Origin of the sequence: Pseudoalteromonas sp. THAF3, assembly GCF_009363775.1 — a bacterium.
Lineage (GTDB): Bacteria > Pseudomonadota > Gammaproteobacteria > Enterobacterales > Alteromonadaceae > Pseudoalteromonas > Pseudoalteromonas ruthenica.
In genome coordinates, this window is record NZ_CP045418.1 from 442383 (window position 1) to 464191 (window position 21809).

The following is a 21809-nucleotide window of genomic DNA, read 5'->3' on the forward strand; positions in this document are numbered from 1 at the left end:
AGGCGCTAAACTTGCCGCCGCATAAATGGATTTCGAGGCCAATCAAATAACCGTTATGTCTTTTCTTGAACCATTACTGGGTGCACACCAATCCCACAAACGTTTATTTACACTTGCTGTTGATTTAAGTTTTATCGTTGCCGCATTTTGGGGCGCTGTTGCACTGATATCGCCGATTACCACGGCGTTGGCAACCCCGGCGAACTGGGTTGTGCTTGCTGCAGTATCACTGACCAGTTTAGCTATTTTTATTCGCATTGGTTTATACCGTGCGGTACTGCGCTATATCAGTAGCCGTGCTGTGGGCGTAGTGCTCAGCGCAAGCCTAGCCAGCACCCTGAGTTTATATGTGTTCTCCCATATTCTACCTTCGACCATTACCTGGCCATCGGTGTTAATTTATGCCTGTTATTTGTTGTTAGGCGTTGGTGGGAGCCGGGTTTTTATTCGCGCGCTAATCTCTGCCAAGCAATTACAAGGGGCTGAACCGGTGATTATTTATGGCGCTGGGTCTGCCGGACGCCAAGTGGCCACCGGACTGATAAATAGTGGTGAGTACCATGCCGCCGCTTTTATTGATGATGATGCCAGCCTACAGGGGCAGATGATCATGGGCATTAACGTTTATCGCCGTGATCAGCTCCCAGAGCTAATAAAAAGTAAGGGTGCAACCAAATTACTGTTAGCGGTTCCCAGCGCCACTCGCGCTAAACGTAAACAGATTCTCTCAGGGCTTGAGCCACTCAGTATTAAAGTGCTGACCATTCCCTGTATTGCCGATATTGTTGCCGGTAAGCACCGCATTGACGAGCTTAACGAGGTTGATGTCGCCGATTTACTGGGTCGCGACGCCGTTGATCCAGTCCCTGAGCTGATGCAGGCCAATATTCGTGACAAGGTGGTGCTGGTTACCGGCGCTGGCGGCTCTATTGGCGCTGAGCTGTGCCGTCAAATTATTGCTCAGCAACCCACACAGCTAATTTTATTTGAAGCCTCAGAGTTTAACCTTTACAGCATAGATAAAGAGTTAAACGGTATTAAGAAAGCGCAAAACCTTAATTGTACTATTACCCCTGTTCTCGGCTCAGTGCAAAATGCCGAGCGCATCGGCTCAGTGTTGCATCACTTCAATGTACAAACCCTGTACCATGCAGCAGCGTATAAGCATGTGCCTTTGGTTGAATACAACACCATAGAAGGGGTGGAGAATAACGTATTCGGAACCCTCAATACCGCGCAAGCCGCTATAACGCACAAAGTAGAAACCTTTGTGTTAATTTCGACCGACAAAGCGGTTCGCCCCACTAATACCATGGGCGCCAGTAAACGCATGTCAGAGATGATCCTGCAAGCCCTTGCCAAGCACCAAAAGGGAACGCGCTTCTGTATGGTGCGCTTTGGCAATGTGCTGGGCTCTTCCGGCTCTGTAGTGCCTTTATTTCGCAAGCAAATCGCCAGTGGCGGGCCTATAACCCTGACCCACTACGATATTACCCGCTATTTTATGACCATCCCAGAAGCGGCACAGTTAGTGATACAAGCGGGCGCGATGGGACAAGGCGGTGATGTGTTTGTATTAGACATGGGTGAGCCAGTCAAAATCAAAGATTTAGCAACCAAGATGGTACACCTGTCTGGGTTAGAAGTGCGTGATGACGCCAACCCTTATGGGGATATTGAGATTCAATGCACTGGGTTGCGCCCGGGCGAGAAACTGTATGAAGAGCTTTTGATTGGGGATAATGTACAAGGCACAACTCATGAGCGTATTATGACCGCTCAGGAGCAGTTCTTGCCTTATTCACAATTGCGTGTGACTTTAGAGCAGCTGCGCTTAGCATGCAATCAATTTGATTGTGAGCAAGTAAGAGCCATATTATTAGCGGCGCCGTTGGAGTACCAACCACAAAGTAATTTAGTCGACTTGCTGTGGACATCATCAAAGAAATACGAATCAAACTATGTCAATTAAACAACAAAAAATAGATAAGCTATGGGGCAAAGCTCAGCAAGAGTTTAATAGCAAAAATTATAAGCCCTGTACCGCGACCATTAAAAAAATTCTAAAACTAAACCCGAATGTTATTCGTGAAGTATATTACCTGCTAGCTGAAGCGCAGTTTCAGTTAGGGCGTTACACCGAGGCAACTCAGACTTTGCACCGGTTGTTGCATGTTTTCAAAAGTCCAACGTCGATAGAGTTAAACTTGCAGGCTCGGATAGCCCTCGCACAGTTTAATGAAGTAAAAGCGATTGAACTTTATGAAAAAGCAATTGCACTCAGTGGTGGCAGCGCAGCCAATGCATCACGCTTGGCCCTCGCAGAGCTTCATAAAAAAGGCGCGTGGTACGATAAGGTCATCGAATTGGCTAAGCCTGCACTCAATGAACAAGGGTCATATTTTTCCGCTGCGAAGCTGTTAATTGAAGCTTACTTGGAGTTAGGGCAAAAAGACAACGCCAATATGCTGGCTGAGCAGATGCTACAACGTATAAGGTTGGACCCCAGTGCGATAAATCGCGCGGAGCTAGTAGAGCTGTTCTTGCATCAAGGGTATTTAGATAAAGCGGAGATATTGCTTTATCAGCTGAATATGCCTTTTACTTTAGAAGATAGGGTTGCAGAGCTTTTGTTCTTGGCTCACAAAGGCGATTATGCCCAGTGTAAAAGCAAGTATGAAAAGATTCGACGTGGCGATCACGCCATGGTGAATTATGATATGGCCCGGGTTTACGATAAGTTAGGTGATTTTCAACGCGCTTATGAGTTGATTCAGGGAGCGGCTAAACTTCATTTGCAAAGTAGAGTTCAAAAACCTGTTCAATTCAATGATGCTTTAAAACAGTTAAAAGCAAGTCTCAGTCGTCAACATGGCCCGGAGACGAGCAAATCCCCTGTTTTTATCGGCGGTTTCCCTCGCTCTGGTACGACATTGCTAGACACAGTGCTCGATACCCAGCAGCAATTATATGTGCTTAGCGAATCCCATGCGTTGGCACAAACGATTAATTACATGGAAAATACGCTAGGGTTAAGTTGCGAAACAGATCTTCATAAGCTGACTGCTGAGCAAATTGACGAATTGCGTGGTGTCTATTTAGATTTTGCCCGTCGTTATTTTGGCGATGAGAATATTCAACTAGAGCAGATAGTAGATAAATCGCCTTATCATACGTTGCTGATACCTTTTATCATTGTTGTATTCCCCAGAGCTAAGTTTATCACTCCGATACGCCATCCTTTCGATGTGCTGTTAAGTTGCTTTAAGCAAAATTTTGCAGCTAACCGCATGAATAACTTGCTATTAACCTTGGATAGTGCAGTACAACTTTACTCTTCAGTCTTTGCATTATGGTTAGAGTTTAAAGAGCACGCCCAGCAAAGCTTCTTAGAAATAAAATACGAAGACTTGGTGCAAGATTTCGACAATCAAATGCAGCAGGTGTTCGACTTTATTGGTATTGAGGCCGATGACAGTTACAAAGAGTTTGATAAGTTTGCACGCGAGAAAAAGCATGTGACCTCAGCTTCAAAAGACCAAGTAACGCAAAAGCTCTATAAAGGATCTATCAATACATGGCATAATTATGCAGATAAATTGTTGCCATACGCGCCACAATTAGAATCAATAGCCGCTCACTACGGTTATTCTTTATCATTTGACGACAAGTAGGAGCATTCAATGGCTCGTCAATTTCAGGGATTAAATGCCCAAACGCATAAAAATTTACGAATTAAAAAAGACTTACCACTGAATTCACTAGAGAAGCAGCAGGCTGTGCCGGTTGTATTATCGGAGATGCCAAAGCTAGCAGCCGAGTTTCCTTTAGTATTTTTACGCCAAAGTAATGGTGAGTTGGCCCCTTTTGCATTGTTTTCGCTTGAGCCACAGCGCAACAACTTCGTTGAGCAGGGCAAGTGGCTAGCAAAGCACACTCCATTAGCGCTGTTTAATCAACCGTTGATACTCAGCCAAACTAAGGGCAATGATTATATTGTTGCGGTTGATATGCAAAGCGAGCTGATCGCCGGTGCTGAAGATGAGTCTACCGTCGCCATGTTTAATGATGATGGCTCTGAGACCGAGGCGCTTAAAGGCCGTAAACAGCATTTGATACACTTCACCCAGCAGCAACATCAAACTCGTGAATTTACTAAGCTATTAGTGGAATATGAGTTAATTGAGCCTCGTCAGTTGGTGGTTGAGTCGCTAGGTGAGAAAAAAGAACTGCAAAGCTTCTTCGTACTTAACCAGAAAAAGCTCGAAGGTCTATCACAGCGTAAGTACATCGAACTTAAAAAACTGGGTGTGTTGTATCACTGCTACGCAATGATTATGTCACTAGAGCACCTACCTAGTTTATTAGAAAACCAGTCGGCGTAAGGAAAGGTTGTCGTTTTGACTAAGATTACTGTCGTTGGCACAGGGTATGTAGGTTTGTCTAACGCCATGTTGTTGGCCAAACACAATGAGGTAGTGGCGTTGGATATAGACCAAGGCCGGGTAGAGGCCCTTAACAAGGGCGTCTCTCCCATTGTTGATGCCGATATTGATGCATACCTAGGTGATGCCAATATTCGCTTCCACGCGACTACGGACAAGCAAGCGGCTTATGCCGACGCGCACTTTGTTTTGATAGCAACACCAACGGACTATGACCCGCAAACCAACTATTTTGATACGAGCTCTGTGGAGTCGGTATTAGCCGATGTTCAGCTTTATGCTGCGAATGCGGTCGTGGTGATTAAGTCGACCGTGCCGGTGGGGTACACGCAAAGTGTGGCTGAGCAATTTCCCGGCTTACATGTCATTTTCTCTCCTGAGTTTCTGCGTGAAGGCAAAGCGCTTCACGACAATTTGTACCCCTCAAGGGTGATTGTGGGTGAGCGCTCACAAACCGCGCAATCGTTTGCTGATTTGCTTGTTGAAGGGGCAAAAAAGCAGGATATTCAGGTGCTGCTAACTGACTCCACCGAAGCCGAGGCTATCAAGCTATTCTCAAATACCTATTTGGCGATGCGGGTTGCTTATTTTAATGAGCTGGACACCTACGCAGAGACGCATGGCTTGAATACCCGTCAGATCATCGAGGGCGTTGGCTTAGACCCGCGTATAGGTGATCATTATAATAACCCGTCGTTTGGTTATGGCGGTTATTGCTTGCCGAAAGACACCAAGCAACTTTTAGCTAATTATCAGGATGTGCCGAATAACTTGATTTCAGCGATAGTTGAAGCGAACCGCACCCGTAAAGACTTTATTGCTGAGTCTATTTTGGCTAAAAAACCCAGAGTAGTTGGGCTTTACCGCTTAGTCATGAAAGCGGGCTCCGACAATTTCAGGGCCTCAGCGATTCAAGGAGTGATGAAGCGTATTAAGGCTAAAGGGGTCGAAGTAATTATCTTTGAACCAACACTCGAAGAAGATAGCTTCTTTAATTCTCAAGTCTTTAGAGACGAAGAGCATTTTAAAGCTCATGCTGATGTGATTGTTGCCAACCGGATGTTTGCGTCTTTAAACGATGTAACAGATAAAGTGTATACACGAGATATTTTTGGCACCGATTAGCAAGCTGTTTCTCACTGGTGTTTAGCCCTAAAAAGATATTAGAATGGTTAGCAATTGCTAGCCATTTTTATTTCAAGGACTTTTATGAAAGCCGTTATCCCCGTTGCGGGCTTGGGCACCCGCATGCTTCCCGCGACCAAAGCTATCCCTAAAGAAATGCTTCCTCTTGTTGATAAGCCGCTTATTCAATACGTTGTCAATGAGTGTGTGCGAGCGGGGATCAAAGAAATTATTTTAGTGACTCACTCATCGAAAAACTCGGTGGAAAATCACTTTGATACCAGCTTTGAACTGGAAGTGACCTTGGAGAAACGGGTTAAGCGCCAATTGCTTGAAGAAGTACGCTCTATTTGCCCCGACGACGTGACCATTATTGGCGTACGCCAGGGCGAGGCCAAAGGCTTAGGCCATGCCATTATGTGTGCTGAGCCAGTCGTAGGTGATGCGCCTTTTACTGTTATTCTTCCGGATGTCATCTTAGACGAATACAGTGCCGACCAAACCAGTGAAAACTTGGCGGCAATGATTGCCCGTTTTAAGGATACGCAAACCAGTCAAATTATGCTTGAGGCCGTAGCGCAACAGGACGTTAGTAAGTACGGTATTGCTGATATTAATGGCGAGCAAATTGAACCAGGTCAGAGTGCAGTCATCAAGTCTATGGTAGAAAAGCCTAAAGTCGAAGACGCACCGTCTAACCTCGCGGTTGTCGGTCGCTATGTACTGTCTCACAATATTTGGCCACTGCTAAGAAAAACACCTATTGGTGCCGGTGGTGAAATACAATTGACCGATGCCATTGATATGCTGATAGCTCAAGAGGCGGTCGAGGCATTTCGCATGAGTGGCATTTCTCATGACTGCGGCGACAAGTTGGGGTACTTAAAGGCGTTTGTACGCTATGCCCAGCAACACCCTGAGTTAGGTGCGGACTTCTCGGAACACCTCAAGAGTATTTAAAGCGAAGGAGTTAAAATGGCAATTTTAGTGACAGGTGGTGCCGGCTACATTGGTTCTCACACCGTGTTGGAACTGCTAAATCAAGGAAGTGAGGTGGTGGTTTTTGATAACCTGAGTAACGCCTCCAGAGAGTCGCTACGTCGCGTTGAGGCGCTTGCCGATAAGCCTGTCACCTTTGTGAAAGGTGATGTGTGTGATAAAGGCGCACTTGATAGTGTATTTAAGAACCATGATATTGATAGCGTTGTGCACTTCGCGGGTTTGAAAGCCGTGGGTGAATCTGTTGCTAAGCCTACGCTGTATTACCAAAATAACGTACAAGGTTCATTGACGTTAATTTCGGCCATGCGCGATGCTGGTGTGTTTTCTTTAGTGTTCAGCTCATCGGCGACCGTTTATGGTGACCCTGAGGCTCTGCCCATTAAGGAGTCGGCACCTGTGGGAGGGACGACCAACCCATACGGCACGTCAAAGTTAATGGTTGAACAAATCATGCAGGATGTGGCGCAATCGGATGAGCGTTGGCGTTTCGCTATTTTACGTTATTTTAATCCGGTGGGTGCGCACCATAGTGGGCAAATAGGCGAAGATCCCAATGGTATTCCAAACAATTTGCTGCCTTATATTTCTCAAGTGGCGGTAGGTAAGCTCAAGCAACTGGCAGTTTTTGGTGATGACTACAACACCAAAGATGGCACCGGAGTGCGTGATTATATCCATGTTGTTGATCTTGCTATTGGCCACCTAAAAGCTTTGGATTGGCTTAGCCTGCATAGCGGTGTGCACATCTATAACTTGGGTACAGGGAATGGCTACTCGGTTCTGGAAATGGTCAAAGCGTTTGAGCAAGCCGCCGATAAAGCCGTGCCATACGAAATTGCACCACGCCGTGACGGTGATATTGCTGCCTGTTACGCCAGCGCTCAAAAAGCCGCTGATGAGCTTGGCTGGCATGCACAGCGAGGTATTGAGCAGATGATGCAAGATACGTGGCGCTGGCAAAGCAAAAACCCGGATGGGTATCAAGATTAATTAAAGAAGGAGCGTTTAGCTCCTTTTTTTTATCGACACCCACAACCGGTGTGTGATTTTTTGTAGGCAAGGCTTCAGCCTTGCACAGGTATCAGGTGTAGCTAGGGTGTTGTAGGCAAGGCTTCAGCCTTGCTCAGGTGAGAGGTGTAGCTAGACAGTCAGGCTAAAGCCCGACCCACAACCGATTGTAGTTTGTTGTAGGCAAGGCTTCTAGCCTTGCACAGGTATCAGGTGTAGCTAGACAGTCAGGCTAAAGCCTGACCTACAACGGATGTGTAGCTTGGTTATTGTAGGCAAGGATTCAGCCTTGCACAGGTGAGAGGTGTATCCAGACAGTCAGGCTAAAGCCTGACCTACAACCAATGTGTGGTTTTTGTAGGCAAGGCTTCAGCCTTGCACAGGTATCAGGTGTACCCAGATAGTCAGGCTTAAAGCCTGACCTACAACCGATGTGTGGTTTGGTTGTTGTAGGCAAGGCTTCAGCCTTGCATAGGTATTAGGTTTATCTAGACAGTCAGGCTAAAGCCTGACCCACAACGGCTGTGTAGCTTGGTTGTTGTAGGCAAGGCTTCTAGCCTTGCATAGGTATCAGGTGTAGCTAGACAGTCAGGCTAAAGCCTGACCCACAACCGGTGTGTGGTTTGTTGTAGGCAAAGCTTCAGCCTTGCGCAGGTATTAGGTGTATCCAGACAGTCAGGCTAAAGCCTGACCTACAACGGGTGTATAGCTTGGTTTTTGTAGGCAAGGCTTCAGCCTTGCGCAGGCATCAGGTGGCTATTTCTACCTTGGTTTGCTGCGCAAGCTTACTTCTGAGCTGTTCTGCCAGCGCTTGTTTGGCCTCATTATCGCCATGAACAATTTTAATATGCTGAGGTTTTTTACGCATGCCGGTAACAAAGCGTATCAGCCCAGCCTGATCGGCGTGTGCACTGTAACCACTGATGGTGTGGATATGTGCATTGATATCAATGCGTTGCTCATTTAGTTCAACATAGCCTCCTCGCGGGCCATATTTTTGAATAGCTCGCCCTGGCGTGCCTGCACCTTGGTAGCCAACAAAAATGACATCGGTCGTGGGCTCCGGTAAAAACTCAACGAGATAGTTAACTATACGCCCGCCACTGCACATGCCGCTAGCAGCAATGACAATCGCGGGCTTTTGTCTTTTCTGAAGATATTGCAGTAGCTGCACATGCTGTTGGTGAGTATCTATCGTCACTATATTATCGAAATCGAGAGGGTGGCGACCTCTAGCCACTCTTGCTTTGGCTTCTTTATCCCATAATGACTTAAAGCGCCGATATTCTCGGGTGAAATTTGCTGCCATGGGAGAGTCAATAATCACTTCGATATCTTGCCAGAAAGAGTACTTTTTAGCGCTGTGTATAATCTGCTCAAGCTCGTATAGTAATTCCTGTGTGCGGCCAATGCTAAAGGCTGGAATGAGCACCACGCCGTTATCTGACACCGCGCGTTCAATCACGGCTTTAAGTTGCTGTGTACGTTGTTTACGGCCATGATGGAGGCTATCGCCATAGGTGGACTCAATAACCAAAGTATCGGCCTTGTAGGGCGCTTTCGGCGCTGGTAGTAATGGAGTGTAAGGGGCTCCAAGATCGCCCGAGAACACCACGCGATGACGGGTCTCGTTATGCGGCAAATCAATTTCCACATAGGCTGAACCAAGAATATGACCCGCGCGTTGCAGTCGAAAGCGACAATCGGTGTTGGGTAAATCATACCAGTGCTTAAAATCAACGCTCACCAATTGGCGTTTAAGCAAACGAATACAGGTGGCCACTAACTCTTGCTCTTTAGTGACACCAAGTTTAAGCGCATCTTCAATGACCAAAGGCAATAATGCCGATGTCGCCTGTGAAGCATAAATGGGGCCTGTGAATCCCGCTGCAAGTAAATAAGGTAAGCGGCCGACATGATCAATATGACAGTGCGTGATGATAACCGCAGTCACGGCACTTATATCAAAGTCGATGGCCAAACTTGGCTTGGCCTCGGCACCCTGAAACAACCCACAATCTACCAGCACCGACTGTGCCTTACTCACCTGAAGTTCATGGCAAGAGCCCGTAACACCGTTTACCGCGCCATGATGGCGTATTTGCACCTCATCCATTGTTGATCATATCGCTTTTATTCGCTGCTTATGCTTTCACTGTAGCACTTAAGTGCGGAGAACATCAGCCCTTCGAGGTACAAGGTTTTAGGTTTCAAATTTTTGCGTTTGTTGCTCTAGTTGCTCAGTAAGTGCACGCATGCTTTCGCTGGCCTCATGCGCCTGTTTTGATACCTGCGCTGTGTTCGTGGCGGTATCAGAGATCACCACCACGCGATTTGCCGTATCTTCACCTGCCCCGAGCTGCTCTCTCGCGGCACTGGCTATTTCTTGGCTCATACCGGCTAGGGTACTCAACGACTGGGCGATATGCACTAACTCGGTGCGCACTCGTTGCGATTTACTCACGGTTTGTTCACTGGTCTCAATGCTCATTTGTACCGACTGTTTAGCCTCGCTGGTGGCACTTTGTAGATTAGTGATCATGCTGTGGATTTCTTCGGTGCTACTTTGGGTGCGCTGCGCGAGTTGCCTCACTTCATCCGCGACCACTGCAAAACCTCGGCCTTGCTCGCCCGCGCGAGCAGCTTCAATGGCCGCATTCAGCGCCAGTAGGTTTGTTTGTTCGGCAATACCTTGAATAACCCCGAGCACATTGGCGATATTATTGACTTCGTCATCGAGTAGCTGAATATTATTACCAGCGCTGTCAATTTGTTTCTCTAAAAGGGAAATGGTGTCAACAGCCTCCTCTGTCAACGCGTTCGCTGCTTGGCCTTGCTGCTCAGCTTCACCAACGGCGTAAGCTGATTGCTCGGCAAGGTCGACCACACTTTGCGCTGAGGCCGTAAGCTGAGTAATCGCTGAGGCCACAATGGCCGTATCTTGCTGTAACGATTGCGTTAAGCGCTCCAGCTCAACCGAGCGTTTGTCGGAGTCTACGCTTTGTTGCTGTAAGGTGTCTGCGGCTTCTTTTATGCCTGTTACCACTCCCTGCAATCCTTGTTGCATGTAGGCCATGCTACCGATAATGCTATCTTTGTTGTGTTCTTGATGGGCGATAGTATTGTTCAAACGCCCGCGTGATACTTGCGTTACGATATCTCTCACTGAGCTTAATTCAGCGCCTAAGGCATTGGTCAGTGCTAAACCAAACTTAGCTAAGGCGAGTGTGAGTAATACCGCGATGATAAGCGATAAACCGAGTAACCAGCTGGCGGTGCTCCAGTAACGCTGATCGACTTCTTTGTAGCTGATGCCGGTACCAATATACCAACCCCAACGAGGCGTTTTTTGTACAACTGAGGTTAAATCAACGACTTCACCATCGCGCTCAGAAGTCCAGTGGTAGGTGATGATCTCACCCGTTTTGCTACCAACTAAGCGCTCCACCATGGCACCAATGCTGTTGCCTTGGGCATCTTTGAAGTCATTAAAGCTGGTACCGTGCAATTGCGGATCATGCGGTGCGGCAACAAAGTTGAGATCGCTGCTGACTACATACACATACTCAGAGTCATGGTAAGTATTATTTTGTAATATGGTGCTGGCGTAAGCTTGTGCTTGCGCGTCACTAAGCTCACCCTGAGCCGCTAAGGTTTCGAGCTCCTCAACCACATTGACGGTACTTTTCATCAATTGATTAATACGGGCAATATTGTCGTTTTCACTAGCATGACGCAAGGCTTGCAAACCTAGCAAAGCGACGGCAATAAGGGCAATAAATAGGGTGACAGCAAAAGCAATAATTTTGCTTCGTAAAGAGAACGTTGCGAACACAGCAAGCTCCAAATCGATAAGCGGTTTGTTACACTTATCACTTTTTCAGCGGCTTTTTAAGGCAAAAGCCGCAAAAACAGACTTTTTTCTGTTGAATTTTTTTTGAGTGTATGTTTGGTAGGTACGCTCAACAAAGGTTTATTTCATCTTCGCTTAAGGCTCGGTACTCCCCTGGGGCAAGCGCGTCATCAAGAGTCACACCGGCTATGGCCTCTCGGTGCAGGGCGACCACCTCATTGCCAACGGCGGCTAGCATACGCTTCACCTGATGATATTTACCCTCAACAATATGCAAGCGAATTTGATAGGGGGCTAATACCTCAACTTTGGCTGGGCGAGTGAGTTCACGTTCGCCATGTAGCTGCACCCCTTGTTCAAGTTCATGCACCGCGTGTTCGGTAATAGGTTGCCCTAACTCCACCACATAGGTTTTGTATTTCTGCTTCTTTGGGCTAGTTATTTGATGTGTCCACTGACCATCGTTACTCAGCAGCACTAGGCCAGTGGTATCTATATCCAAACGCCCAGCAACATGCAATTCCTGCAAGTTGGGCTCATCCATTAAATCGAGCACCGTTGCATGTAAATCGTCACTATTAGCACATACATAGCCTTCGGGCTTATTAAGCATAAAGTAGCGCTTGCCCAAATAATGCAACTGTTCACCGTCTAGAGTAACCACGGTGTTCTCATCAATAGCGGTGTTTTGCTGTGTGGTCATCTCACCACCCACACATACCCGCTTGGCTTTGATCACGGCCTTGGTTTTGGTACGTGGTAACTGGGTAACGTGGCTAATGAACTTATCTAAACGGCAAGGAAACTTCATTGGGTCGGGGCTTTAATTTCGCTACAATGGCGCGAGTATAGCTTATGCGTCTCAGCGAAAACAGCCACCGTGAATAAAATCCTCTCACAGTACCAACAGCAAATTGATGCGCAAATACTTGCCGTTGATGATGCGCAACAACGGGCGGTCGAGGAGCTTGCCCGTTTAGCGCAGGAGCTTGAGCAGCGCTCATCGTCTCAGTGCTTTTGGCGTCGTCCTGAAGTCACCACCGGGGTATATTTATATGGCCCGGTAGGGCGGGGCAAATCAATGCTGATGGACTTATTCTTCCAGCATCTCAATAGTGATAAAAAGCAACGTTTACACTTTCATCACTTTATGGCTTTTGTGCATCAACGCTTGGGGCAGTTGCAGGGGGTGAAGAATCCTATGCGTCAGTTGGCAAAAGAGTATGCCAGAAGTATCGATGTGCTGTGTTTTGATGAGTTCTTCGTAAGCGATATCGGTGACGCCATGATTATGGCCCGGCTATTCGAGGCTTTGTTTGCCCAAGGTATGGTCTTGGTAGCAACCAGTAATTGCCATCCGCAGCAGTTGTATCGCAATGGGTTACAGCGAGCGCGCTTTGAACCTACCATCGCCTTACTTGAAGCGCATTGCCATCTCTGTGATGTCAGCGGTGAGCTAGATTATCGGCTGCAAGGGTTTGCTGGCTTTCGTTACTACCTCGCCTATGGCCCAGAGGTGTTGAGTGAGCTGTTTAAGCAGCAACAACGCTGTTCTATTAAGCCTTGCATACGAGAGATAAACCGACGAAGCATGCATTTTATGGCTTATGCCAGCGATGCGGCCATGATTGATTTCTTTGCCTTGTGTGGCGATGGTCGCGCCAGTGCAGATTATATGGAGCTGGCCCAGCAACTGCAGGTGCTTTATGTGGACAAAGTCCCGGCTATGGGAGTCGCTATGCACAGCGCACATGTAGCCCAAGGCACAGAAGATGGTTACATCCGCGATCAGGCCCCACAGCGCCAGGCTCAGTATGACGATGAAGCGCGGCGCTTTATTGCTTTGGTTGATGAGTTTTATGATAACCATAAGTTGCTAGTTATCACTGCAGAGGTGGAGCTAGAGTCGCTTTATCAAGGAGAGCGTTTAGCTTTTGAGTTTGCACGAACCCAGTCGCGCTTAATTGAAATGCAACGTTGGTCTTTACCAAGCCACTAATGTTGTAGGGCAGAGGTAGGCAAGGCTTTTAGCCTTGCGCAGCTGTTAGGTTGATGTCGATTGTCAGGCTAAAGCCTGACCTACAACGGATGTGTAGTTTGTTGTTGTAGGCAAGGCTTTAGCCTTGCGCAGGTGTGAGGCCGGTTTCCATTGTCAGGCTAAAGCCCGACCTACAACGGGTGTGCAGTTTGATGTTGTAGGCAAGGCTTTTAGCCTTGCGCGGGTGTAAGGTTGATTTCGGTTGTCAGGCTAAAGCCCGACCTACAACGGGTCTGTAGTTGGTTGTTGTAGGCAAGGCTTTTAGCCTTGCTCAGGTATTAGGTCGATTTCCATTGTCAGGCTCAAGCCTGACCCACAACGGGTGTGTAGTTTGATTTTGTAGGCAAGGCTTTAGCCTTGCGCAGGTGTTAGGCTGATGTCGATTGTCAGGCTAAAGCCCGACCCACAACGTGTGTGTAGTTGGTTGTTGTAGGCAAGGCTTTTAGCCTTGCACAGCTGTTAGATTGATGTCCATTGTCAGGCTAAAGCCCGACCTACAACGGGTAGGTTGTTTTATGTTGTAGGCAAGGCTTGTAGCCTTGCGCGGGTGTTAGGCTGATTTCGATTGTCAGGCTAAAGCCCGACCCACAACGGCTGTGTAGTTTGTTTTTGTAGGCAAGGCTTGTAGCCTTGCTCAGGTATTAGGTCGATTTCGATTGTCGGGCTAAAGCCCGACCTACAACGGGTGTGTAGCTTGTTGTTGTAGGCAAGGCTTTTAGCCTTGCGCAGCTGTGAAGCCGATTTCGATTGTCAGGCTAAAGCCTGACCTACAACGGGTGTGTAGTTTGTTGTAGGCAAGGCTTTTAGCCTTGCGCGGGTTTGAGGCCGGTTTCCATTGTCAGGCTAAGCCCGACCTACAACGGGTGTGCAGTTTGATGTTGTAGGCAAGGCTTTTAGCCTTGTGTGGGTGTAAGGCCGATTTCCATTGTCAGGCTAAAGCCCGACCTACAACGGGTGTGAAGTCGATGTCGATTGTCAGGCTAAAGCCCGACCTACAACGGGTCTGTAGTCGGTTGTTGTCGGCAAGGCCTTTAGCCTTGCGTGGGTATTAGGTCGATTTCGATTATCAGGCTAAAGCCTGACCTACAACCAAATTTTCTGTAGCTCTTGCCACTGCTTATCAAATTGGCCACTGGGTTTAATCGTGAAATTAGAGCGTACAAACTGGTTCATTTTCCCTTCAACAAACGCTAGGAAAAGGTTCGCTAGGGTTCCCTCGTCACTTGCAAAGGCCTTACCCTCACGCAATTTACGTTCACGTAAAACCTGTTTGAACTGGGTTTCTAGCTTTTCAAATAGACTCTGAATGCGTTCACGTAATCGTTCGTTTTCGCCTTGCAGTGCATCACCAGTGAGAATTCGAGTAATCCCAGGGTTCTTTTCTGCAAACGCTAGCAGTAGCATCAAAATGTTGTAGACACGGCTTTGCGTTTCTTTCTCGTTCTCTAAGATTAAGTTAATGCGAGACAGCAAGGTGTCTTCAATAAACTCAATTAACCCCTCGAACATACGCGCTTTGCTAGGAAAGTGGCGATAGAGAGCTGCTTCTGAAACGCCTACTTCGGCGGCCAATTTGGCGGTAGTGATACGCTGACCGGGACTAGTTTCCAGCATTTGCGCGAGTGATTGTAAAATCTGCTCTTTACGGTTAGTGCGACGTGAGGCAGCCATGGCGTTCCTTTTTAACAACTTTGGTGGTCACTGACCTTTATTATGAACGCCATATTAATGCTTTGTGAGGTCCCTTTCCAGTCTTTTGCGACCTTTACACTAACTTTGTAGCAATTGCTTCGATGACAGTAAGTGCTAACTTATCTTTTTTCATAAGCGCAATGCTTTGTGTGCTGTCATGACTAAATAAGGTCAGGGCATTATTATCGCTGTTAAACCCTTGCCCTTGTACCGACACATCATTAGCGCAAATCATATCTAGCTTTTTATTCTTTAATTTGCCCTGTGCATAGGCGGCGACATCTTGTGTTTCCGCAGCAAAACCAACAGTAAACGGCCTATTCTCAGACAGCGCAGCAACATCAGCAATAATATCCGGGTTTTTCACTAGTGTGAGGGTGAGTTCATCGCCTTGCTTTTTCATTTTCTGCTCGGCGATATCAGCAGCACGATAATCGGCCACGGCAGCGCAGCCAATGAAAATATCGGAGCTTGGCGCCAAAGCGAGTGCTTGTTGGTGCATTTGTTGTGCGCTTTGCACATCAATGCGCGTGACTCCGACAGGCGTTGGTAAATTAACCGGGCCGGAAATCAGGTTCACTGTTGCTCCCATTGCTACCCCTGCAGCGGCTAAGGCATAGCCCATTTTGCCTGAGCTGTGGTTAGAGATGTAACGTACAGGGTCGAGCGCTTCACGGGTGGGGCCAGCGGTGATGGTGAGGGTTTTACCCGCTAATAACGGCTGTACTGTAGGGGCACACACTAACTCAACAAGCTCGTTGGGCTCGAGCATACGTCCGGCTCCTACGTCGCCACAGGCTTGTTCGCCCGCACCTGGGCCCCAAATAGCAATATCTCGCTGTGCTAAGGTGGCTAAGTTCGCTTGCGTTGCCGCATGAGCATACATTTGCTGGTTCATGGCAGGAGCGATAGCAACTTTAGCTGGGGTGGCCAGCAACAAAGTAGTGAGTAGATCATCGGCAATACCGGCCGCCATTTTGGCAATGATATTGGCTGTCGCAGGGGCAACGAGAATCAAGTCGGCCCATTTAGCAAATTCAATATGGCCCATCGCTGCTTCGGCCTGAGGATCGAGCAGTGAATCAGAAACAATTTCTCCTGATACCGCTTGTATCGTGAGCGGAGTGATAAAATGCTTAGCGCTGTCGGTCATAACCACTTTGACCTCACAACCGCGTTCTTTCAGCCGTCGGGTTAGCTCTGCACATTTGTATGCGGCGATGCCGCCACTGATCCCAAGGACCACCTTTTTATTTTGCATAACAATAGACAATATCGCTTGTGTGACAGCTTAGAAGATACCAGATGTGCCGCTATTGCACTATAGTTGAGAAAGGTTCATAAGCGCAAAAGCCAAGGAATGCCCATGCGACTCACTGACTTGCCAGCCCAGCAACGGCCTAGGGAAAAATTACTTACTCAGGGTGCCGGGGCACTGAGTGATGCCGAATTACTCGCTATCTTTTTTAGAACGGGCATTGCCGGTTGCAATGCTATTGACCTAGCCCAACAGATACTCAGCCAAAGCCAAGGGCTGCATACTTTGTTGGCTGCTGAACATGACCATTTCTGCCGTTTTAAAGGTATGGGCACCGCTAAGTATACGCAATTGCAGGCGGCAATTGAGTTGGCGCGGCGATATTTACAAACAAGTTTGGAACGAGCGCTCAGCTTTGACTCACCACAAGCGGTGCAAGATTATCTCAAGTTAGAATTAAAAGGGCTGCAACGGGAAGTCTTTTTAGTGTTGTTTGTTGATGCCCAACACCGTTTAATAAGCACAGAAACGTTGTTTCAAGGCACCATAGATGCAGCGTCGGTATACCCCAGAGAAGTTGTTAAAGCAGCACTCAAGCATAATGCCGCTGCCGTTATTTTTGCGCATAATCATCCCAGTGGTATCGCCGAGCCGAGCCAGGCCGATGAAGTCATTACCCGCAAGCTAATACAAGCTCTTGGTTTGGTCGATATTCGTGTGCTCGATCATTTAGTGATAGGCGGTTGCCACGCGGTCTCTTTTGCCGAGCGCGGCCTACTGTAGCTATTTGTGCAATTTAAATGCAGTTTTTGCTTTCCCTTTGCTGCGTTGATCTTTATAATTAGCCGCTATCAAATTTACATATGAGCTGATTCTGAGATCAGGTTTCTTGATCTTTGCCTGTCTATGCTGTATAAAGAGCGCCCTTCGATTTATCCCGGGGCAGTATACAAAAAGGCCGTAAGGGAAAATTAAGCTCGAGCGAAGTTATTGGAGATAAATAGACATGTCTAAAGTCTGTCAAGTTACAGGTAAGCGCCCAGTGGTAGGTAACCACCGCTCACACGCGCGCAACGCGACTAAGCGTCGTTTCCTACCTAACCTACAAACTCACCGTTTTTGGGTTGAAAGCGAAAAACGCTTTGTATCACTACGCACTACTACTAAAGGTATGCGTATCATCGACAAAAAAGGCATCGACGCGGTACTGACTGATATCCGTGCTCGCGGCGAAAAAGTTTAAGGAGCCTGAGTCATGCGCGATAAGATTCGTCTAGTTTCAACTGCCGGTACTGGTTTTTTCTACACTACCGACAAAAACAAGCGTAACATGCCTGAAAAAATGGAAATCAAAAAATACGATCCTAAAGCTCGTAAGCACGTGATTTTCAAAGAAGCAAAAATCAAGTAATCTGATTTTAAGCGTACGCTTCCAAATTTGAAAACCCGACTTTATGTCGGGTTTTTTGTTGGCTGTAATTGCGGATTCTTGGTCGGTGGGTTTTGCTGTGCATCTTTCACCATCGACATTTTTGGTGGCTGCAGAGCAACAACCTTCTCACCACTGGCTGGTGGATTCTCCATTTGCGCGGTAATAATACGCACTACTTTTTCGTTACCAATAATAAACAGCGGAATCGCTTCGCTATTTACTTCTTGATATTGTTGCCAGTCAAATTCATCACTTAATCGAGTCGCACTGACCTTACCGCCTTTGGCTATCAGGCTACTGAGCTTGGCATAAGAACCATTCTCGCCAAATAGAATTTGTCGAGAGAGGAAAGTAGCACTGTCTTTATTGGCTTTCGCGTGGTTTTGTGATGACTTGAGTGAGAACACTCGGTTTTCGCTAAATAGGTGGCTAAAGTATTGCACCCCTAATGCGTTGTGATGGCGGTTAGGTGACAGTGCCAACACCTTACTGATGCTTGTTAGTGGCAGATACCGCTCGGCATGTTCCGATTGCGGATTACCATAATAGCAGGGCAAACCATCCATACGGGCCATTTTACAGTTTTCCCATGCCGGATCGGAGAGGTGCACATCGATATCTTGCTCTTTTAGGCCACAGGCTATAGCTCTGGCAACGTGGTTCGCACCAATGATGAGTAAGGTCGAGGGAGCAGGTTGACGGACCCCGAGCATTTTGGCTAATGGGATGGCGGTGAGGCTATTTAAAACCACAGTGACAATTATCACCGTGAAGATTAAGGGCACCATTTTATTGGCATCCACAATACCGGCATCGGCCATACTGAGCGCAAACACCGAGCCGACAGCGGCGGCAACAATACCGCGAGGCGCAATCCATGCCAGTATCAGCCGCGATTTGACGGGCAAGTCACTGCCATAAGTAGAAATTAAAATATTCAGTGGTCGAGCGACAAACAGCACAATGGCTAAAAAGATGAAGACTTGTGCATCCAGAGCCAGTAAATCTTCAAGCTTGAGGCGTGCTGCCAGCAAAATAAACAAGCTAGAGATAAGAATCATCGACAGGTCTTCTTTAAATTCAAGCACCGAGTCAATTTCCAAATCGTCTTGGTTCGCAAGCCAAATACCGAATACCGTCACCGCTAGCAGCCCAGACTCGTGACTGAGATGGTTCGAGACGGTAAAGCTGATAAGCACTAGCGCAAGAATACCAAACTTATGCAGCTCATAAGGGAGCCACTCGCGACGAATCAATTGCGTTGTTAACCATCCTGCGGCAGCGCCGAGCGAAAAGCCCACACTCAGCGTGGTGACCAATGCCCCCAGGGTGTGACTAAACACATCGCTTTGCCCCACTAACATCACCGCCTCGAACACTAACACAGCGAAGAGCGCACCGATGGGGTCAATCACAATGCCTTCCCAGCGTAGTACTCGGTCAATGTCTTGAGTGGGGCGCATGGCGTTAAGTAGGGGCGCGATAACCGTGGGCCCGGTAACGACCAATACTGCGCCTAGCACTGCTGCGACACGCCAATCGAGCTCAAGCAACCAATAAGCACTTAAGCTGACGACCAGACAGGTTATGAGCATGCCTATGGAGCACAGGTTGCGCACCACCTTACCAATGCCCTTTAGCTCCCTAAAGTGGAGCGTGAGCGCGCCCTCAAAAAGAATAATCGCCACCGATAAGGACACCACTGGAAACAGTAAGTCGCCAAGGAGTTCGTCGGGCTCGAGTAACGAGGTGGTTGGCCCAAGTAATAAGCCAGTGAGTAAAAGAAATAAAATAGCGGGAACACGGAAGGCCCAGGCGAGCCATTGCGCAATAACACTACATAAAGCAATTCCTGCAATATAAATTGCTGACATAAAGACCCTTATTATCTGTCCATGAAAACTCAGTATGAGATAAGCAGAGCGTGATGACAACGTTTTGCTACATCAGTCAAACACGCATAACTACCCATCTTTTAACGTGTGATATAGCGAAGCTGATTACTCTTTAAGTAAAAAAGAGCCTTAGATCACTAAAAATTCATAATAGGTCAAAATTTTATGTATTCATCGCTAGAGTGCATCTTTACGCGCTTAGGAGCTATTTCAATGCGCTATAAATAGCATGAATACTGGCTATGGCTAAGTTTTGACCTTGATTTTTATATCTAAATCCGCATAATAACGTTCGTAGACAAATTATTAGAGTGCTAATTAATTGTGGTTTTTAGCCTGCCTCGTCGTATGCAACCGCTGTTATCACAGCGTAAACCACAACTGTTAGTGCTTTCCTTTTAATTGGTTTTGGAACAGCTTGATGCCTGTGCTTGTTAGCGTTGGGTAGGTAAAGCCGTAAGCAAAATTTAGCGTCGCCCCAGTTGTTATATCGCGACGCTTTTTATTGCCCAAAACAAAGTCCACCTAGGGTGGCCAAACAGGATAAGGAATGCATTTTTATACATATCTCTCTCTCGCATTGTATTTTTTAGCCATGCTTGGCATTGGCTTGTTCGCTTATCGCAATTCCACAAGTGATATTTCTGGCTACATTCTAGGTGGCCGTCAAGTGAGCTCTCATGTGACTGCCTTGTCTGCAGGAGCATCGGATATGAGTGGTTGGATGCTAATGGGCTTGCCAGGAGCCATGTTCTTAACTGGTTTCGACACCGTATGGATTGCACTGGGCTTGGTTTTAGGTGCACTGGCCAATTATTTATTAGTTGCACCGCGTCTGCGGGTGTACACAGAAATGGCCGATGATGCACTGACGTTACCGGACTTCTTCGATAAGCGTTTTAATATGAGCAAAGGGCCGATTCGCGTGATTTCAGCGGCAGTGATCATCTTGTTCTTTACGCTCTATACCTCGGCAGGGTTAGTTGCAGGCGGGAAGCTGTTTGAATCGGCGTTCGGTTTAAGCTACCACCTTGGCTTAATCATTACCGTTTCGGTGGTTGTGGCCTACACTTTATTAGGTGGCTTTTTAGCTGTGAGCATGACCGACTTTGTCCAAGGCTGCATTATGTTTGTGGCATTAATACTCGTGCCGATTGTGGCTTACATGCAGTTCAATGGCAGTGCCGATATGCTTAATTTCGCGCAGCAATCGATTCCAAGTTTTAGTGAATCTTGGCAGAGCATCACCTTGCTGGGCATAGTATCAAGCTTGGCTTGGGGGTTAGGTTATTTTGGCCAGCCTCATATTATTGTGCGCTTTATGGCGATTCGCTCGGTAAAAGATATTAAAACGGCGCGTAATATTGGTATGAGCTGGATGACAGTCACCATTTTAGGTTCGCTAGGAACAGGCTTAGTTGGGGTTGCTTATGCCAACAAATTTGGTTTGCAAGTGGCCGACCCAGAGACAATTTTCGTTATTTTCTCGGAAATTTTGTTCCACCCTCTGATTAGCGGCTTTTTACTCGCCGCGATTTTAGCGGCGATCATGAGCACCATCTCATCACAGCTGTTGGTGTCATCAAGCTCGCTGACCGAGGACGTATACCGTGCTTTTTCAAAAACTGAGGTAGAGCAAAAAACCTTAGTAAAAATCGGCCGGATAGGGGTTTTCGCCGTGGCACTCGTTGCTACCTTACTGGCACTGGACAAATCTAATAGCATTTTGTCATTGGTCAGTAATGCCTGGGCTGGTTTCGGTGCCGCATTTGGCCCATTAGTATTATTTAGCCTGTGTTGGTCGAAAATAACCCATCAAGGCGCGCTCGCCGGAATCGTTGTCGGCGCAGCAACTGTTTTATTCTGGATATTTGCACCAGTGCTTAGTGACGGGGGCACGCTAAGCAGTGTTATTTACGAAATTGTTCCCGGATTTATCGCAAGTTCACTTGCAATCGTTGTGGTGAGTAAGCTTTCTCAGGCACCGTCAGCCGAGGTGAAAGAAACTTTTCATGCAACTGAGCAAAAACTTGAGCAACTTAGCTAAAGCTAGTAAGGAAA

The 21809-nt window shown here is 47.3% G+C and carries 17 protein-coding genes; 11 read left to right on the plus strand and 6 right to left on the minus strand.

Annotation, left to right across the window (positions count from 1 at the left end; all coding sequences use genetic code 11):
• Positions 1-55 precede the first annotated feature (55 nt).
• From FIU82_RS02070 to galE, 6 genes are all read left to right on the plus strand, one after another.
• A complete protein-coding gene (locus FIU82_RS02070; protein ID WP_045980472.1) occupies positions 56-1972 on the plus strand; it encodes a nucleoside-diphosphate sugar epimerase/dehydratase in 1917 nt (638 codons plus the stop codon).
• The gene (locus FIU82_RS02075) at positions 1962-3674 is read left to right on the plus strand and encodes a tetratricopeptide repeat-containing sulfotransferase family protein (RefSeq protein WP_152440205.1); all 1713 of its coding nucleotides are present in this window, start codon (positions 1962-1964) and stop codon (positions 3672-3674) included. The genes FIU82_RS02070 and FIU82_RS02075 overlap by 11 nt, the downstream gene beginning before the upstream one ends.
• Before the next feature lie 9 nt (positions 3675-3683).
• Entirely contained in the window at positions 3684-4385 is a 702-nt protein-coding gene (locus FIU82_RS02080; protein WP_152440206.1) for a SapC family protein, read from the plus strand.
• 66 nt (positions 4386-4451) lie between these two features.
• Positions 4452-5570, plus strand: coding sequence for a nucleotide sugar dehydrogenase (locus tag FIU82_RS02085; protein ID WP_152441443.1), 1119 nt, complete (start codon positions 4452-4454; stop codon positions 5568-5570).
• A gap of 84 nt (positions 5571-5654) precedes the next feature.
• The gene (gene galU, locus FIU82_RS02090) at positions 5655-6530 is read left to right on the plus strand and encodes a UTP--glucose-1-phosphate uridylyltransferase GalU (protein ID WP_152440207.1); all 876 of its coding nucleotides are present in this window, start codon (positions 5655-5657) and stop codon (positions 6528-6530) included.
• Positions 6531-6545: 15 nt separating this feature from the next.
• Positions 6546-7562, plus strand: a complete 1017-nt coding sequence (gene galE, locus FIU82_RS02095; protein WP_152440208.1) for a UDP-glucose 4-epimerase GalE — start codon at positions 6546-6548, stop codon at positions 7560-7562.
• A gap of 766 nt (positions 7563-8328) precedes the next feature.
• Here the strand turns inward: galE and FIU82_RS02100 are convergent.
• The 3 genes from FIU82_RS02100 to rsuA all read right to left on the minus strand — a co-directional run bounded on the left by FIU82_RS02100 (position 8329) and on the right by rsuA (position 12244).
• The gene (locus FIU82_RS02100; RefSeq protein ID WP_152441444.1) at positions 8329-9687 is read right to left on the minus strand and encodes an MBL fold metallo-hydrolase RNA specificity domain-containing protein; all 1359 of its coding nucleotides are present in this window, start codon (positions 9685-9687) and stop codon (positions 8329-8331) included.
• A gap of 96 nt (positions 9688-9783) precedes the next feature.
• Positions 9784-11415, minus strand: coding sequence for a methyl-accepting chemotaxis protein (locus tag FIU82_RS02105; RefSeq protein WP_152440209.1), 1632 nt, complete (start codon positions 11413-11415; stop codon positions 9784-9786).
• Positions 11416-11542: 127 nt separating this feature from the next.
• Positions 11543-12244 (minus strand): 16S rRNA pseudouridine(516) synthase RsuA, encoded by a 702-nt coding sequence (gene rsuA, locus FIU82_RS02110; RefSeq protein ID WP_152440210.1) that lies wholly within the window; start codon positions 12242-12244, stop codon positions 11543-11545.
• Between the two features lie 69 nt (positions 12245-12313).
• Here rsuA and zapE point away from each other — a divergent pair, with 69 nt between their 5' ends.
• On the plus strand, positions 12314-13432 hold the full coding sequence (gene zapE / locus FIU82_RS02115; protein WP_152440211.1) for a cell division protein ZapE: 1119 nt from the start codon (positions 12314-12316) through the stop codon (positions 13430-13432).
• Between the two features lie 1122 nt (positions 13433-14554).
• On the opposite strand, the gene slmA is transcribed toward zapE, so the two are convergent.
• Together slmA and coaBC are read right to left on the minus strand one after the other, a co-directional pair.
• Entirely contained in the window at positions 14555-15142 is a 588-nt protein-coding gene (slmA, locus tag FIU82_RS02120) for a nucleoid occlusion factor SlmA (RefSeq protein WP_022946032.1), read from the minus strand.
• 94 nt (positions 15143-15236) lie between these two features.
• Positions 15237-16424, minus strand: coding sequence for a bifunctional phosphopantothenoylcysteine decarboxylase/phosphopantothenate--cysteine ligase CoaBC (gene coaBC / locus FIU82_RS02125; RefSeq protein ID WP_152440212.1), 1188 nt, complete (start codon positions 16422-16424; stop codon positions 15237-15239).
• A 105-nt stretch (positions 16425-16529) separates the two neighbouring features.
• Between coaBC and radC the strand changes: the two genes are divergently transcribed.
• The 3 genes from radC to rpmG all read left to right on the plus strand — a co-directional run bounded on the left by radC (position 16530) and on the right by rpmG (position 17832).
• Entirely contained in the window at positions 16530-17204 is a 675-nt protein-coding gene (gene radC / locus FIU82_RS02130; RefSeq protein WP_022946034.1) for a DNA repair protein RadC, read from the plus strand.
• A gap of 223 nt (positions 17205-17427) precedes the next feature.
• Positions 17428-17664 (plus strand): 50S ribosomal protein L28, encoded by a 237-nt coding sequence (rpmB, locus tag FIU82_RS02135; RefSeq protein WP_022946035.1) that lies wholly within the window; start codon positions 17428-17430, stop codon positions 17662-17664.
• A 12-nt stretch (positions 17665-17676) separates the two neighbouring features.
• Positions 17677-17832 carry a 50S ribosomal protein L33 gene (rpmG, locus tag FIU82_RS02140; protein WP_022946036.1) on the plus strand — a complete coding sequence of 52 codons (156 nt, stop codon included), beginning with the start codon at positions 17677-17679 and terminating at the stop codon, positions 17830-17832.
• A gap of 41 nt (positions 17833-17873) precedes the next feature.
• Here rpmG and FIU82_RS02145 read toward each other — a convergent pair whose 3' ends face one another.
• Positions 17874-19727, minus strand: a complete 1854-nt coding sequence (locus tag FIU82_RS02145; RefSeq protein WP_022946037.1) for a sodium:proton antiporter — start codon at positions 19725-19727, stop codon at positions 17874-17876.
• A gap of 571 nt (positions 19728-20298) precedes the next feature.
• Between FIU82_RS02145 and putP the strand changes: the two genes are divergently transcribed.
• The gene (gene putP, locus FIU82_RS02150; protein WP_152440213.1) at positions 20299-21795 is read left to right on the plus strand and encodes a sodium/proline symporter PutP; all 1497 of its coding nucleotides are present in this window, start codon (positions 20299-20301) and stop codon (positions 21793-21795) included.
• The last annotated feature ends 14 nt before the right edge of the window (positions 21796-21809 follow it).

Bases quoted from the DNA above. Each gene is read 5' to 3' on its own strand.
- FIU82_RS02070 (WP_045980472.1), top strand. From the start codon at position 56: ATGTCTTTTCTTGAACCATTACTGGGTGCACACCAATCCCACAAACGT.
- FIU82_RS02075 (WP_152440205.1), top strand. From the start codon at position 1,962: ATGTCAATTAAACAACAAAAAATAGATAAGCTATGGGGCAAAGCTCAG.
- FIU82_RS02080 (WP_152440206.1), top strand. From the start codon at position 3,684: ATGGCTCGTCAATTTCAGGGATTAAATGCCCAAACGCATAAAAATTTA.
- FIU82_RS02085 (WP_152441443.1), top strand. From the start codon at position 4,452: ATGTTGTTGGCCAAACACAATGAGGTAGTGGCGTTGGATATAGACCAA.
- galU (WP_152440207.1), top strand. From the start codon at position 5,655: ATGAAAGCCGTTATCCCCGTTGCGGGCTTGGGCACCCGCATGCTTCCC.
- galE (WP_152440208.1), top strand. From the start codon at position 6,546: ATGGCAATTTTAGTGACAGGTGGTGCCGGCTACATTGGTTCTCACACC.
- rsuA (WP_152440210.1), bottom strand. From the start codon at position 12,244: ATGAAGTTTCCTTGCCGTTTAGATAAGTTCATTAGCCACGTTACCCAG.
- slmA (WP_022946032.1), bottom strand. From the start codon at position 15,142: ATGGCTGCCTCACGTCGCACTAACCGTAAAGAGCAGATTTTACAATCA.
- coaBC (WP_152440212.1), bottom strand. From the start codon at position 16,424: ATGCAAAATAAAAAGGTGGTCCTTGGGATCAGTGGCGGCATCGCCGCA.
- radC (WP_022946034.1), top strand. From the start codon at position 16,530: ATGCGACTCACTGACTTGCCAGCCCAGCAACGGCCTAGGGAAAAATTA.
- rpmB (WP_022946035.1), top strand. From the start codon at position 17,428: ATGTCTAAAGTCTGTCAAGTTACAGGTAAGCGCCCAGTGGTAGGTAAC.
- rpmG (WP_022946036.1), top strand. From the start codon at position 17,677: ATGCGCGATAAGATTCGTCTAGTTTCAACTGCCGGTACTGGTTTTTTC.
- FIU82_RS02145 (WP_022946037.1), bottom strand. From the start codon at position 19,727: ATGTCAGCAATTTATATTGCAGGAATTGCTTTATGTAGTGTTATTGCG.
- putP (WP_152440213.1), top strand. From the start codon at position 20,299: ATGCATTTTTATACATATCTCTCTCTCGCATTGTATTTTTTAGCCATG.